The organism is Streptomyces sp. ID05-26A (assembly GCF_033794685.1).
Classification (GTDB): domain Bacteria; phylum Actinomycetota; class Actinomycetes; order Mycobacteriales; family Pseudonocardiaceae; genus Lentzea.
In genome coordinates, this window is record NZ_JARAYZ010000001.1 from 465,847 (window position 1) to 480,189 (window position 14,343).

Genomic DNA, 14,343 nt, shown 5'->3' on the forward strand with positions numbered 1-14,343 from the left:
CGAGCTCGACGCAGCGGTCAGCATGGGACTCGGGGCAAGCGAACGCAAGACCCCTTGCGGTGAACGGGGTGCACGCAGCATGCTTCCAGCGCTGTGCACGGGCCGTTGGCAAGGCACCGGCGGCGCCACAACTTCACAAAACTTCCTGGGGGAACATGATGCGGCCTTCGCTGTCGCGAAGAAGAAGCACGTCCATCGCCGTGGCCGTAGCCGTTGTGCTCGGCACCGCGGTGGTGCCGAACACGGCCACAGTTGCACAAGCGGCCGACGACTACCTGACGTGCAACTCCGAGGCGCTCGTCTTCTCCGTCTACCCCAACGGCACGCTCTGGCTCTACCCGCACCAGGAGCCGGAAACCGGTGCCCCGCAGTGGTCCCAGTGGACCGAGATCGGCTCCGGCTGGGATTCCAGGGCGTTCGGCGGCCGCGACCGCCGGGTCTACGACGTGAAGCCGGACGGAACGCTCTGGCGCTTCCGGCTGGACCCGAACACCGGCTGGGAGGACGGGGGCGCGGGGCGCCAGATCGCCACCGGCTGGCAGGACCACGCCGACCCGAACTTCAAGAACCGCGTCACCGTCGACTCGCTCGGGCACTTCTACCTGGTGGACAAGCAGGGCAACCTGCACTGGCGCAGCTACGACGAGCCGAACAACACCTGGAATTCCACGATCCTCGACACGGGCTGGGATCAGTACGACCTCATCGCGGCAGCGGGCAACGGCGTGATCTACGCCCGCAAGCCGGGTGCCGCCGGTGAGCTGCACCGCTACCGCTACCACGCGCCGTCGCAGCGCTGGCTCCAGTACGCGAAGCCGGTCGGCTTCGGCTGGCAGATGTTCAACCGCGTGTTCTCCCCCGGCGGCGACGTGCTGTACGGCGTCAGGCCCGACACGGGCCAGTTGCTCTGGTACCGCTACAACGAAACGGCCAACACCTGGCAGGGCGACCCGGTCACCCAGCTGGGCAGGGAGGTCGGCAGCGGCTGGCACGACGACCTGTCGGTGTTCGCGTCGAGCGACAACTGCTCCCGCGTCACCGAGCCGAACCCGGACCGCCCGGTCGTCCCGCGGAACCGCCTGGCCGCCGCGGCGCTCACCAAGACGTCCAACGGACACCTGCAGTACGCCTACGTCGCGGACGACGGCAGGCTCGTCCACGCCGAGGTTCAGGACATCTACAACGTGGGACCCAACGGGTTCCAGGCGTTCCCCGGCCACACGAACTTCACCGGCGTCCCGTCCGTCGTGGACAACCAGAACGGTTCTCTGCGGATCGCCGCGCACACCGAGGACTCGGAAGCCCGCGGTGCTTTGCAGGCACAGCCGGGAAGTCCGTTCGGCAACATCGTCAGCCTCGCCGGCTGGATGCAGTCACCACCACAACTCGTGCGCACCGCCAACGGCCTCGTCTCGTACGTGGCCGTGGACAAGGACGGCTTCCTCTGGACGCGGTCGCAGAAGACCCCGAACGGCCGCCTGCTCCCGTGGCTGCAGGTGAAGGGCCAGTCGTTCCAGACCGGCGCACCCCGTCCCACCGGCCAGATCTCCGCGGTGAACACCGGCAACACCATCAAGGTCGTCGCGCTGCGCACCGACGGCACCTACGGCACCGCGGCGATCTCGCCGACCACGGAAACCGTTGTGTGGCAGAACAACGGCGGCACGGGTAACACCGGACCCACCACCGCGGTCGCGCTGGACGGCGACGTCCTGCAGCTGTTCGCCCGGCGCTCCGACGGCAAGATCTACACCCACAGTTCGGCGGCGAACGGCACCTGGACGCCGATCCTCGGTGATCTCACGCCCGGCGGTGTCAAGGCGGCAGGCCCGCCCGCCGCCGTCCTGGCGCCCAGCGGCACGCTGGAGGTGACCGTCCGCGGCGACGACGGCTTCGTCTACCGCACCGGCCAGAAGGTTCCGGCCGCGACGGCGTGGTGGGACTGGCACGAGATCACCGGGTACGCCGACGAGACCGACGTCGACCCGAGCATGTCCCGCGCCAAGGGCCTCACCCAGGACACCTGGGTCATCGCGTTCCGCACGGCGCAGGGCGTCCCCAAGCTGCGCCGGTTCGAACCGACGCCGGCCGGTCAGACCGCGGCGGCCCGTTCCGCGGCCGGCGACGGCAAGGGCTCGTTCATCGACGTTCCGCTGAGCCGCTAGTTGTCTCGGAGGGTGCCCGGCTGGTCCGGGCACCCCTGTCGTCCGCGATCGTCAACTTCACGCACCTGGGGGAAATCATGCGACTGATGCTGTCGCGCAAAAGATCACTGCCTGCGGCCATGGCCGTCCTCGCTGTCGCGGGTGTGCTGTCCGCGACACCGGCGCTGACGGACACGGCGAGCCCCGCCGCGGCCGCCGGTGAGTTCACCTGCAACTCCGGCGCGGCGTTGTGGGAGGTGCAGGGCAACGGGGGGTTGTCGAGGTTCGAGCACCTCGAGCCGGAGACCGGCATCGACTCGTGGGGCCCCGTCCAGCCGATCGGACAGGGCTGGCCGGCGGCCACGTGGGCCGCTCCGGACGGCTGGATGTACTTCGTGCGGCCGGAGGACGGTTCCCTCAACCGCCAGCGCTGGAACGGAGTCGCCTGGGAGGGCACCAGCAGACAGATCAACAGCAACATGGGCTACTGGGCCGACAACCCCGGCAAGCTCACGATCGACAAGACCGGCGCGTTCTACCTCGTCGACCAGAACGGCGAGCTCCGCCGCCGCACGTTCGACGCGACCACCGGGGCGTTGGACGAGGTGGTCATCGACGGCGGCTGGGGCGGCTACGACAAGATCTTCTCCGCCGGCGACGGCGTGCTCTACGCCGCCGACAAGGGAATTCTGCGGCGCTTCCGCTATCACGCCGGATCGCAGCGCTGGTTGCAGCACAACGTGATCGTCAACCCCCGCAGCGGCGGCCTTCCCCTTGCCTTCCTCTGGACCCGCACCGCCACGTCGCCGGGCGCCGACATCATCTACGGCATCGAGAACACCAAGCTCGTGTGGTACCGCTACAACGAGTCCACCGGCCTGCTGTCGCAGGGAACCCAGACCGGCACCTGGCTGGGCAACAGCAAGACGATCTCGGCCGCACCCGACTCGTGCCGGCTCGTCACCGAACCCAACCCCGACCGGCCGAACCTGAACCCGCCCGACCGCCTCGCGAAGGCGGCGCTGCTCAAGACCTCGAACGACCGCCTCCAGTACGCCTACGTCGACACCGAGGGCAAGGCGGTGCACGGCGAGTTCCACGACATCACCAACCCCGCGCCGGCCGGGTTCTCGACGCTGCCCGACCCCGCCGGCTTCACCGGAACCCCCGCGATCGGCGAGAACGCCGGCGGGTCGCTGCGACTGTGGGCGCAGGGCGTCGACGCCGACGTCCGCGGGTTCGGCAGGGCCGCCGGAGGCGTGAGCTGGGACTCCGCCGTCAACCGCTTCGGCCGCATGGCCACCCCGCCCCAGGCGGTGCGCACCGCCGACAACCGGGTCGCCTACTACGCGCTCGACTCGAACGGCCACGTCTGGACGAAGTACCAGACCCAGGCGGACGGCACGCTGTACGCGTGGCGGCAGTTCACCAGCGGTCCCGCGATGAGCTTCACCAGGAACTTCACCACCGTGGCCGTCGGCAACACGGTCCACCTGATCGCGCTGCGCACCGCCGGTGACTACTGCAAGATCACCATCGTGCCCGGCTCGGTCACCCCGTGGACGTGCGGCGGCGCCTCCGCGACGAGCGCTCCGGCCGTGGTTCCCATGCCGGACGGCACGCTTCAGCTCTTCGCGCGCCGCACCGACGGCAAGATCTACACCAGCCGCACCTCCGCGAGCGGCGACATCAACGGCGCCTGGACCCCCGCGGCCCCCGGCGACCTGCCGAACGGCGTCCAGGCGGTCGGCGACCCGGCCGCGCTGACGGCACCGGACGGCAAGATCCAGCTGGTCGTGCGCGGCACGGACGGCTTCACCTACCGCACCGGCCAGCAGGCCTCCGCCAGCACGGCGTGGTGGCCGTGGACGGAGATCACGAACTACGAGCACGAGACCGCGGTCGACCCGACCGTGACGACCGTCGCCGGCACCTGGGTGATCGCGTTCCGCACCCCGTCCGGCGTCCCGAAGCTGCTGCGGTGGCAGGCGAACGCGGCCGCACGCACGGCGAGCGCCTCCACCGCGGGCGAGTTCGTCGAGGTGCCGAGCAAGCGCTGAGCCCCCGCTCGGCACAGGGCCGCGGCGTGGACCTCTTCAGGTCCGCGCCGCGGCTTTCTCGTCAGCCTGCCGGGCTCAGGACCACCACGGGCTTGCACGCGGTGCCCTCGTCCTTGGCCAGCGCGATGACGTGGCCGTCCGGCCCGAACACGCCGTAGGTCCCCTCGATCCCACCGGCGCGCAACCGCTGCCCGTGCGACAGCGCCGACGCCTCGTTCGGGTCGATCTCCCGGCGCGGGAACGCCGTCGCGACCGCGGAGTCCAGGTCGAGCGACAGGCCGGGCGTCTCCTCCAACTGCTCCAGGGTCTTCGCGACGCGGAGGTCGAACGGACCGACCCTCGTGCGCCGCAACGCGCCCAGGTGCCCGCCGACGCCCAGCGCGGCACCGAGGTCACGGGCCAGCGCGCGCACGTACGTGCCGGAGGAGCACTCGACCATCACGTCGAGCAGCACGGTCTTGTCCTCACGGCGCGAGAACAACACGTCGAACCGGTGCACGGTCACGGGCCGTGCGGGGATCTCGACCTCTTCGCCGGCGCGCACGCGGGCGTAAGCGCGCTTGCCGTCGATCTTCACGGCGGAGACGGACGACGGCACCTGCTGGATGGGGCCGGTCAGCTTCGCGATCTCGGCGGCGATCGCGTCGTCCGCGACACCGGAGGCGTCCTCAGTGGACAGCACCTCGCCCTCGGCGTCGTCCGTGGTGGTGGACGCGCCGAGCACGATCGTCGCGAGGTAGGCCTTGCTGTCGAGGGCCAGGTGGCCGAGGAGCTTCGTCGCTCGTTCGATGCCGAGCACGAGCACGCCGGTCGCCATCGGGTCGAGCGTGCCGGCGTGGCCGACCTTGCGGGTGCCGAGGATCCTGCGCACACGCGCCACCACGTCGTGCGAGGTCATGCCGTCCGGCTTGTCGACGACGACCAGGCCCGGTGCAACAGAGGGTTTCACGGCGATAGAGCTTAAGCGACGTGCAGAGCGTCCCAGCGACGACGCCGGATCTGCACCGGCACGGTCTCCCCGCGCTCCTCCGCCTCGAACACCGCGGCACGCGCGCGCCGCCACCAGACGAGCATCCTCCAGCTGCCCAGGGCCAGCACGAGCACGCAGAAGCTGAACGCCACCCGGAACGCCGTGGCGGGCTCCAGAAGGCCCTCCACGAGGTCCAGCAGCACCCCGACGCCCAGCGCGGTCATGGTCACCGCGAGGAAGCCTCCGACGTTGACCAGGCCACTGGCCGTGGACTGCCGGTGCGACGGGTTGTAGTCACGCGCGAGAGCGAACGCCACGCCCGAGATCGGCCCACCGACGGTGAGCACCAGGAACACCACGGCGATGACCGGCCCCGGCACGTGCCCGCCCGGCCAGAGCAGCAGCACGCCCCACCCCGTGAACGCGAACGCCAGGAACCCGACGGAGATCGGCATGCGCCACTCGGGGTTGCGCGAGAACAGCCCGCCGATGATCGGGCTCGCCACGATCGCGCCGATCACGAGCAGGCCGAGCGTGGAGGACGCGGCGCGCGGCGACATCCCCTGCGCCTGCACGAGGTACGGGTACCCCCACAGCAGACCGATGACGGCAGGCGTCGACATGGTGCTGAAGTGCGCCCAGAACCCGAGCCTGGTGCCGGGCACGCTCCACGCCTGCCGCACCTTCGGCCAGATCCTCCTGAACGGCACGACCTCCGGCTTCGGTGCGACGAACCCCTCCGGCACGTCACGCACCCGCAGGAACGCCACGACCGAGTAGAGCGCCGTGACACCGCCCGCGATGAGGAACGCCCAGGTCCACCCGATCGAGCCGAGCATGAGCGTCAGCGGCACCGTGGCGACGAGGTTGCCGACACCGCCGATCGCGGCCGTGACGGCGACGACGAGCGAGTACTGGCGCGGTGGGAAGTGCGTCGCGACGAGGCGGATCACGCTGATGAACGTCATCGCGTCACCCATGCCGAGCACGGCGCGTGCGGCGAGCCCGAGGCCGTAGGAGTCGGCGATGGCGAAGAGCACCTGGCCGGTGCCCATGAGCAGGGCGGCGACCGTGAGCACGCGGCGCGGCCCGTAGCGGTCGACGAGCAGACCCGTGGGGATCTGCATCAGGGCGTAGACGCCGATCTGCAGCACGGTGAACACACCGAGCTGGGCGGGTCCGAGCCCGAATCGTTCGCTCGCCTCCAGTCCGGCCACACCGAGCGTGGTGCGGTGGAAGAGCGCGGCGAAGTAGACGAAGACGGCGGTGGTCCAGATCAGCCACGAGGTTCGGGTGGCGCGATCGACCGACGGCAAGGCGGCACTCTCCCAGGTCAGAAGCAGGGCGGATATTAGTTACATCGCACTAAGCAACCTTCTTGGTAACGGTTTCATGCCGTGAGGTCGCCCACAGCGCCCGTTCAGGGAGTCGCTCAGTGGCCCTGCTCACAGACCTACCGGACCGCGCCCTCGACCGCCCACTCCCCCGACCGCGTCCGCCACACCACGGCGAGCAGCCGCAGCACCATGAACGCCGACAGGCCCGTCCAGATGCCCGCGAGCCCCCAGCCGAACGCCAGCGAGGCCCACACGAGCGGCAGGAACCCGATCACCGCCGACCCGAGCGTCGCCGTGCGCATGAACTTCACGTCACCGGCGCCGAGCAGCACCCCGTCCAGGGCGAACACCACACCCGCGATCGGTTGCAGCGCGACGAAGAACCACCACGCGTTCGGGATCTCGGCCAGCACACCGGCGTCCGTCGTGAACGCCCGCGGCAACACGGTGACCAGCGCCGCGAACACCAGCCCCAGCCCGATGCCGAACACCAGCCCGTACCGCGTGATCTGCCAGGCGAGCTTCTCCGCCTGCCGTCGTTTCGACGCCCCCAGGGCCGCGCCGACGAGTGACTGCGCCGCGATGGCAAGCGAGTCGAGCACAAGTGCGAGGAACGTCCACAGCTGCAACACGACCTGATGCGCGCCCAACGCCCCGACGGACGTCCGCGCCGCCACAGAGGCCGCGCTGATGAAGCACGCCTGGAACGCGAGGCTCCGCAACACCAGATCGCGCCCCATGCCGAGCTGCGCGCGCATGGCGGTCCACTGCGGCTTCAACGACACGTGCTCCGCGAACAGGGCCTTGAAGAACAGCCCGGCCGACAGCACCTGCGCCACGACATTCGCGATGGCCGAGCCCTCGAGCCCCCAGCCCGCGCCGTAGACCAGCGCAGGACACAGCACCGCGCTGATGCCGTTGCCGATCAGGATGTACTTCAGGGGCCGCTTCGTGTCCTGAACACCGCGCATCCACCCGTTGCCGGCCATCGTGACGAGGATGAACGGCGCACCGAACAGCGCGATGCGCACCCACTCCACCGCCGCGTCCGCCACGGCACCAGGCCCGGCGAGCAGTTCCGCCAGCGGCCGCGCGAACAGCTGCCCCAGCAACACCACGAGCACACCGGCGGCCAACGCCAGCCACGTCGCCTGAACGCCCTCCTCGACGGCCTCCTGACGACGCCCTGCCCCGTGCAACCGAGCCGTGCGGGCCGTCGTGCCGTACGAGAGGAACGTCAGCTGCGTCGACACCTGCGTGAGCAGCACACCGCCGAGAGCGAGCCCGGCGAGCGGTAACGCCCCCAGGTGCCCCACGACCGCCGTGTCCACGAGCACGTACAACGGCTCGGCCGCCAGCACCCCCAGGGCGGGCACCGCCAGCCCGATGACCCGCCGAGCGGGAACCCGATCCTCCACCCGATGAACCTAAGCTTTGCGAAGCTCTTTCGTCCGGTGACGGCGGCCACTCACGACCGTTGGGGCAAGCCGAAGACCTGCTCGCGCGCCACGGCCAGCGCCGAGTGCAACGCGCCGGACCGGACCGGGTTCGCGGTGATCTGCGCTAGGTGCACGGGCGTCCGCGGCACGACGAGCTTCAACAGCTCCTGCGCCACGAGATCGCACAACGTGTCGCCGCCCGCGTGCGCCACCCCACCGGACAGCAACACCAGTTCGGGGTCGAGCACGCACACGACGTTCGCCAGCCCGAGCGCTATCCGGTGCGCCAGCACCGTCAGGAACGCCCTGCCCTCGGTCCCGGCGTTCAGCGCGTGCGCCACGGCCTCCAGCCCGGACGACTCGTTGATGCCGTGCTCGGCCGCGAGAGCCACGATCGCCTCGCTGTCGACCTGGTCGCCGTAGCGCCCGCCGGGCACCTGCATCGAGTCGATCTCACCCGCACCGCCCGTGACGCCGCGCAGCAGCACGCCGTTGATCACGACCGCCGAGCCGATCTCGTCCGCGGGCCAGAACAGCACGAAGTTGCGCACCCCGACCGCACGGCCGGAGCTCATCTCCTCCAGCGCGGCGAGGTTGATGTCGTTCTCGATCGACACCGACGTCCCGAGCAGGTCCCGCAACGTCGACGGCAGGTCGACGTCGACGAGACCCGGCAGGTGCGGCGCGAACCCGAGGTGCCCGGTGGCCGGTTCGACCGCACCCGGCGTGCCGACGACGACGTGCGACAGCGAGTCGAGCTTCAGCCCGGCCAGCGCCGCCGCCTTCTGCACCGTCTCCCGGAACGCCTGGAGCGTGTTGTCCTTGGGCATCGGCGCGCTGTGCTCGGCCAGCAACGACCCGGTGATGTCCGCGATGGCCACGTCGATCAGTTCCGGCGTCAACGCCACCGCGGCCACGTACCCGACACCGCCGTTGACGGCCCACATCTGCGCCCGAGGCCCGCGCCCGCCACCACGCAACCCGGTGCGGACGACCATGCCGTCCTCTTCGAGCCGCGCCAGCAACTGAGCGGTGGCGGGCTTCGAGAGCCCGATCACCTCTTCCAGTTCGGCCCGCGTCATCGCCCCGCTGCGCAGCAACGTCTCGATCGCGGCCCGGTCGTTGATCTCCCGCAGCAGCCGCGGGCTCCCTGTCCGTGTCATGACCCCACCCGCTCCAACGCGCCCTTCAGCGCGGCGACGACCTGCTCCGAGGTCCCGTCGAACGTGAACCCGGCCGCCAGCCGGTGTCCACCACCCCCGAGGACCTGCGCCACCTCACGAACGTCGACCCGGCTCACAGCCCGCAGCGACACGGACCAGAACCCCGGCCTGAGCTCCTTCACCACGGCCGCGACCTCGGCCTCGGAAGTCGAGCGCACCACGTCGATGACGCTCTCCACCTCTTCACTACGAACCTCTTGAGCGTCCTCGAGGCTCACCACCGCATGAGCAAGCCCCAGCCCGTGCGCAGCCTTTTGGTCAAGCTCAGCCTTGGCTAGAACACGCGACAACATGCCGAGGTATGCAAACGGATGCGCGTCCATCAACGGCCGCGTAACCGCATACGCGTCCACTCCGGTCTCCAACAACCGAGCAGCAGTCTGGTGAGCCTCCGGCCCGGCCTTTCTGAAGCCCCCGGTGTCGGTGACGAGTCCGGCGTAAATGCATCGCGCGATCGGCTCGTCGATCTCGACGTTCATCTCGTCGAGCAACTTGAGCGCAATGAGCGCCGTGGCTTCCGCGTGCTCGTCAATGCAGTGCAACGTCCCGTACCGCGTGTTCGACACGTGGTGGTCCACGACGATGACGGGTCCACGGCAGGCGGCGACACGCCCCTTGAGCGGCCCCAGCCGTTCCAGGCTGCCCGTGTCCATGACGACCAGCAACTCCGGTGCCTCAGGCACCTCGTCGCGATGAACGAGCAGCCCGGCCGTGTCCAACGCCCTGAGCGACTCGGGTACGGCCTCGGGCTCACCGAAGGCCACGCGCACCGCCACCCCACGCCGATGCAGCGCGAGCCCCACCGCCAACGCACTCCCGAGCGTGTCAGCGTCGGGGTTGATGTGACTCAGCAAGGTCACATCACGGGCGTCGGCCAGCAAACGCGCGGCCTCGGCAATGGTGGTGCTCAGGTCGTCTGCCACAGGGAGACGTTAGCCGCTCATTGACTCAAAGTGCTCTGCGGCACCCTCGGACAAGACAGTTTCCATCCAATTCCAGCGCCACTGTGCCAAGTGGACCACAGCAGAAACCCAGAGGGCGGACACGGTGAACGTGTCCGCCCTCTGGTCGTGCGAAGAAAAGTCCGACGAGGACTCAGTCCTCGTCCTCGGCCTCGCGAGGCGCCTTGTACGGGTCGGCCTCGCCGGCGGGAGTGGCTCCCGCCGACCGACGCAGCACCTCGGCGTCGGAGGCCTGGGCCTTGGCCAGCAGCTCTTCCATCTTCCGAGCCTCGTCCGGCACGGTGTCCGTCATGAACGTCAGCGTGGGCGTGAACCTGACCCCGGTCTGTGCTCCGACCATGGATCGCAGCACCCCCTTGGCCTTCTCCAGAGCCGCTGCGGCCCCGGCGTAGTCGGGTTCGACGTCCAGACGCTCGCCCAGGACGGTGTAGTAAACGGTCGCGTCGTGCAGGTCCCCGGTCACCCTGGTGTCGGTGATCGTGACCCGGGCCAGCCGCGGGTCCTTGACCTCGTGCTCCAAAGCCGAAGCGACGATCTGCGAGATCCGCTTGGCGAGCTTGCGGGCACGTGCCGTGTCGGCCACGAGCCTCCCCTTCCTAGTCGTCCTCCGGCCCGACGAAACGAGTCCGGGCGGAGAGCAGTTCGAGTTCGGGCCGTCCCGCGACCAGCCTTTCACAGCCGGCGAGAACGTCCCTGACGTGCTCCAGGTCGGCGGCGACCGCCGCGACCCCGATCAAGCTGCGCCGATGCAGGTCCAGATGACCGGCCTCGGAGACAGCGACCTCGAAGCGCTTGCGCAGTTCGGCCACGAGGGGCCGCACCACCGAACGCTTCTCCTTCAACGAGTGGACGTCGCCCAAAAGCACGTCCAATTCCAGAGCACCCACGTACATGGGCGAGATCCTCCAGAAGAAAAGGGTGCGGAGCCACCGGTTAAACGGCTCCGCACCCCTCACCTACCGACTAGGCGCGCGGCTTCTCGCGCATCTCGAAGGTCTCGATGATGTCTTCCAGCTTGAGGTCGCTGTAGTTGCCGAGCGTGAGACCACACTCGAAACCTTCGCGGACCTCGGTGGCGTCGTCCTTGAACCGCTTGAGCGAGCTGATCGGGAGGTTCTCCGCGATCACCTTGCCGTCACGGAGCAGGCGAGCCCTGGCGTTGCGACGGATCTCGCCCGACAGGACCATGCAACCCGCGATCGTGCCGACCTTGGAGGACTTGAAGACGTCGCGAACCTCGGCGCGGCCGAGCTGGACCTCTTCGTACTCCGGCTTGAGGAGACCCTTGAGTGCCGCCTCGATCTCGTCGATCGCCTGGTAGATGACCGTGTAGTAACGGACGTCCACACCCTCGCGGTTCGCGAGCTCGGTCGCCTTGCCCTCGGCCCGGACGTTGAAGCCCAGGACGATGGCGTTACCGGCCACGGCGAGGTTGATGTCGCCTTCGGTGATGCCACCGACACCGCGGTGGATCACGCGCAGCTCGACGTCGTCGCCGACCTCGATCTTCATGAGCGCGTCCTCGAGGGCCTCGACGGTACCCGAGTTGTCACCCTTGATGATCAAGGTGAGAGCGCTGGTTTCCTTGAGCGCTGCGTCCAGGTCTTCCAGGCTGACGCGCTTGCGCTTCGCCGCGTTGGCGGCGTTGCGGGTGCGGGCCTGACGACGCTCGGCGATCTGGCGGGCCACCCGGTCCTCGTCGACGACGAGGAACGAGTCACCGGCGCGCGGCACCGAGGTCAGACCGATGACCTGCACCGGACGCGACGGGGTCGCGACGGTGACGTCATCGCCGTGCTCGTCGACCATGCGGCGCACGCGACCGTACGCGTCACCCGCGACGATCGAGGAGCCGACGCGGAGCGATCCGCGCTGGACGAGCACCGTGGCGACCGGGCCGCGACCGCGGTCGAGGTGCGCCTCGATCGCGACACCCTGGGCCTCCATGTCCGGGTTGGCCCGGAGGTCCAGCGAAGCGTCGGCGGTGAGCAGGATCGCGTCGAGCAGGCTGTCGATGTTGATGCCCTGCTTCGCCGAGATGTCGACGAACATCGTGTCGCCGCCGTACTCCTCTGCGACGAGGCCGTACTCCGTCAGCTGCTGACGGATCTTGGAGGGGTTCGCACCCTCCTTGTCGATCTTGTTGACCGCGACCACGATCGGCGCCTGAGCGGCCTGCGCGTGGTTGATCGCTTCCACGGTCTGCGGCATCACGCCGTCGTCGGCGGCGACGACGATGACCGCGATGTCGGTCGCGTTCGCACCACGAGCACGCATGGCGGTGAACGCCTCGTGACCCGGGGTGTCGATGAAGGTGATGAGCCGCGGGTTGCCCTCGAGCTCGGTCTGCACCTGGTACGCACCGATGTGCTGGGTGATGCCACCCGCTTCGCCCTCGGCCACCTTCGCCTTGCGGATGGTGTCGAGCAGGCGGGTCTTACCGTGGTCGACGTGACCCATGACGGTCACGACCGGCGGGCGAACCTGCAGGTCGTCCTCGTCACCGGCGTCCTCGCCGTAGGTGATGTCGAACGTCTCGAGCAGCTCGCGGTCCTCCTCCTCGGGGGACACGACCTGCACGACGTAGTTCATCTCGGTGCCGAGCAGCTCCAAGATCTCGTCGGACACCGACTGGGTCGCCGTGACCATCTCGCCCAGGTGGAAGAGCACCTGCACGAGCGACGCCGGGTTGGCGTTGATCTTGTCGGCGAAGTCGGTCAGCGAGGCACCGCGCGGAAGGCGGATCGTCTCGCCACTGCCCTTGGGCAGGCGGACGCCACCGACCGAAGGCGCCTGCATGTTGTCCATGTACTCCTGGCGCTTCTGGCGCTTGGACTTGCGTCCACGACGCGCAGGACCACCCGGACGACCGAAGGCACCAGCGGTACCGCCGCGACCAGCGCCGCCGCCACCACCGGGACGACCGCGGAAACCGCCGCCACCGGCAGGGGCACCGCCACCTGCGCCGCCGCCACCACCGGGACGGAAGCCACCGCCGCCGCCACCGCCGCCACCGGGACGGAAGCCACCGCCGCCGCCACCGCCACCGCCGGGACGGAAGCCGCCACCGCCGCCACCGCCACCGCCGCCGGGACCTCCGCGGAAGCCGCCGCCACCGCCGCCGCCCCCACCGGGACGACCGCCGCCACCGCCGCCCCCACCGGGACGGCCACCGCCGCCACCGCCGGGACCAGGACGATTACCGGCCGGACGGTTGCCCGGCATCATGCCGGGGTTCGGCCGCGGGGGCATGTTGCCCGGGTTCGGACGGGGACCGCCCTGACCGGGGCCACCGGGACGAGGACCACCCTGACCGGGGCCGGGACGACCGCCACCCTGCGCTGCCGCAGGACGCGGGCCACCCTGACCCGGAGCGCCACTGGGGCGCGGGTTCGCCGGACGCGGGTCGCCGGGCTTCGGGCCGCCTGCGGGGCGGTCGCCGCCCTGCTCGGGCCGCGGGCCGGGACGGGGTCCGGGGCGCGCCGACGGAGCGTTGCCGCCACCGACGCCGAAGGGGTTGTTGCCAGGACGCGGGGCGCGCGGGCCTGCGGGCTTGGGAGCCTGCGTGCGCGGCGGCACCACGGACTGGGACTGCTGACCACCGGCGGCCGCGGCGGGTGCCTGCGGCTGCTGGGGCTGTTGAGGCTGCTGCTGCGGAGCCGGGCGCGGGCCGGGACGCGGTCCGCCACCCGGCTTGGTGCCGGGAGCCGGAGCGGCCTTGGGCTCAGCCGGAGCCGACGCGGCGGGTGCCGGTGCGGCGGCCGGAGCCTGGGGCTGGGCAGCGGGTGCCGGTGCGGGCGCCGCGGGGGCTGCCGGAGCCTGCGCGGCAGGAGCTGCCGGGGCGGGCTTCGGAGCCGGCGGGCGCGGGGCGGCCGGACGGGGTCCGGGCATGCCCTTGGGCGCAGCGGGCTTGTCGGCCGCAGGCTTCGACTCCGCCGGGGCGGCGGGCGCTGCTGCGGCAGCGGGTGCGGGTGCCTTGGGCTTCGGAGCGGACGGCTTGGGAGCCGGCTTCGAAGACTTGGCTTCGTAGGCGTCACGGAGCCGCCGGGCCACGGGGGCCTCGACGGTGGACGACGCGGACTTCACGTACTCGCCCTGTTCGGCGAGCTTGTTCAGAACTTCCTTGCTCGTAACACCAAGCTCTTTTGCGAGCTCGTGCACGCGGGCCTTGCCTGCCACTGCTCTCCTAGGTCGTGAGGCCGGCGGGC

At 70.2% G+C, this 14,343-nt stretch carries 10 protein-coding genes; 2 read left to right on the forward strand and 8 right to left on the reverse strand.

From position 1 onward, the window contains the following. Positions 1–200: 200 nt before the first annotated feature. Together PV646_RS02245 and PV646_RS02250 are read left to right on the forward strand one after the other, a co-directional pair. Positions 201–2,165 carry a tachylectin-related carbohydrate-binding protein gene (locus PV646_RS02245; protein ID WP_500339769.1) on the forward strand — a complete coding sequence of 655 codons (1,965 nt, stop codon included), beginning with the start codon at positions 201–203 and terminating at the stop codon, positions 2,163–2,165. 119 nt (positions 2,166–2,284) lie between these two features. Continuing rightward, complete coding sequence (locus PV646_RS02250) at positions 2,285–4,204, forward strand: tachylectin-related carbohydrate-binding protein (RefSeq protein ID WP_500339770.1); 1,920 nt, start codon at positions 2,285–2,287, stop codon at positions 4,202–4,204. 61 nt (positions 4,205–4,265) lie between these two features. Here PV646_RS02250 and truB read toward each other — a convergent pair whose 3' ends face one another. From truB to infB, 8 genes are all read right to left on the reverse strand, one after another. Beyond that, positions 4,266–5,159: a tRNA pseudouridine(55) synthase TruB gene (truB, locus tag PV646_RS02255; protein ID WP_500342235.1), complete on the reverse strand. Its 894-nt coding sequence runs from the start codon at positions 5,157–5,159 to the stop codon at positions 4,266–4,268. 5 nt (positions 5,160–5,164) lie between these two features. After that, positions 5,165–6,490, reverse strand: coding sequence for an MFS transporter (locus tag PV646_RS02260; RefSeq protein ID WP_500339771.1), 1,326 nt, complete (start codon positions 6,488–6,490; stop codon positions 5,165–5,167). A gap of 137 nt (positions 6,491–6,627) precedes the next feature. Further along, positions 6,628–7,929 (reverse strand): MATE family efflux transporter, encoded by a 1,302-nt coding sequence (locus PV646_RS02265; RefSeq protein WP_500339772.1) that lies wholly within the window; start codon positions 7,927–7,929, stop codon positions 6,628–6,630. A gap of 50 nt (positions 7,930–7,979) precedes the next feature. After that, positions 7,980–9,113: an ROK family protein gene (locus PV646_RS02270; protein ID WP_500339773.1), complete on the reverse strand. Its 1,134-nt coding sequence runs from the start codon at positions 9,111–9,113 to the stop codon at positions 7,980–7,982. Next, a complete protein-coding gene (locus PV646_RS02275; RefSeq protein ID WP_500339774.1) occupies positions 9,110–10,096 on the reverse strand; it encodes a DHH family phosphoesterase in 987 nt (328 codons plus the stop codon). Before PV646_RS02275 ends, PV646_RS02270 begins: the two co-directional genes overlap by 4 nt. A 172-nt stretch (positions 10,097–10,268) precedes the next feature. After that, the gene (gene rbfA / locus PV646_RS02280) at positions 10,269–10,718 is read right to left on the reverse strand and encodes a 30S ribosome-binding factor RbfA (RefSeq protein WP_189153683.1); all 450 of its coding nucleotides are present in this window, start codon (positions 10,716–10,718) and stop codon (positions 10,269–10,271) included. Between the two features lie 13 nt (positions 10,719–10,731). Then, a complete protein-coding gene (locus PV646_RS02285; RefSeq protein WP_090073823.1) occupies positions 10,732–11,028 on the reverse strand; it encodes a DUF503 domain-containing protein in 297 nt (98 codons plus the stop codon). 70 nt (positions 11,029–11,098) lie between these two features. Further along, positions 11,099–14,314, reverse strand: coding sequence for a translation initiation factor IF-2 (gene infB / locus PV646_RS02290; protein ID WP_500339775.1), 3,216 nt, complete (start codon positions 14,312–14,314; stop codon positions 11,099–11,101). Between the last annotated feature and the right edge of the window lie 29 nt (positions 14,315–14,343).

Bases quoted from the DNA above. Each gene is read 5' to 3' on its own strand.
- PV646_RS02270 (WP_500339773.1), bottom strand. From the start codon at position 9,113: ATGACACGGACAGGGAGCCCGCGGCTGCTGCGGGAGATCAACGACCGG.
- PV646_RS02250 (WP_500339770.1), top strand. From the start codon at position 2,285: ATGGCCGTCCTCGCTGTCGCGGGTGTGCTGTCCGCGACACCGGCGCTG.
- PV646_RS02285 (WP_090073823.1), bottom strand. From the start codon at position 11,028: ATGTACGTGGGTGCTCTGGAATTGGACGTGCTTTTGGGCGACGTCCAC.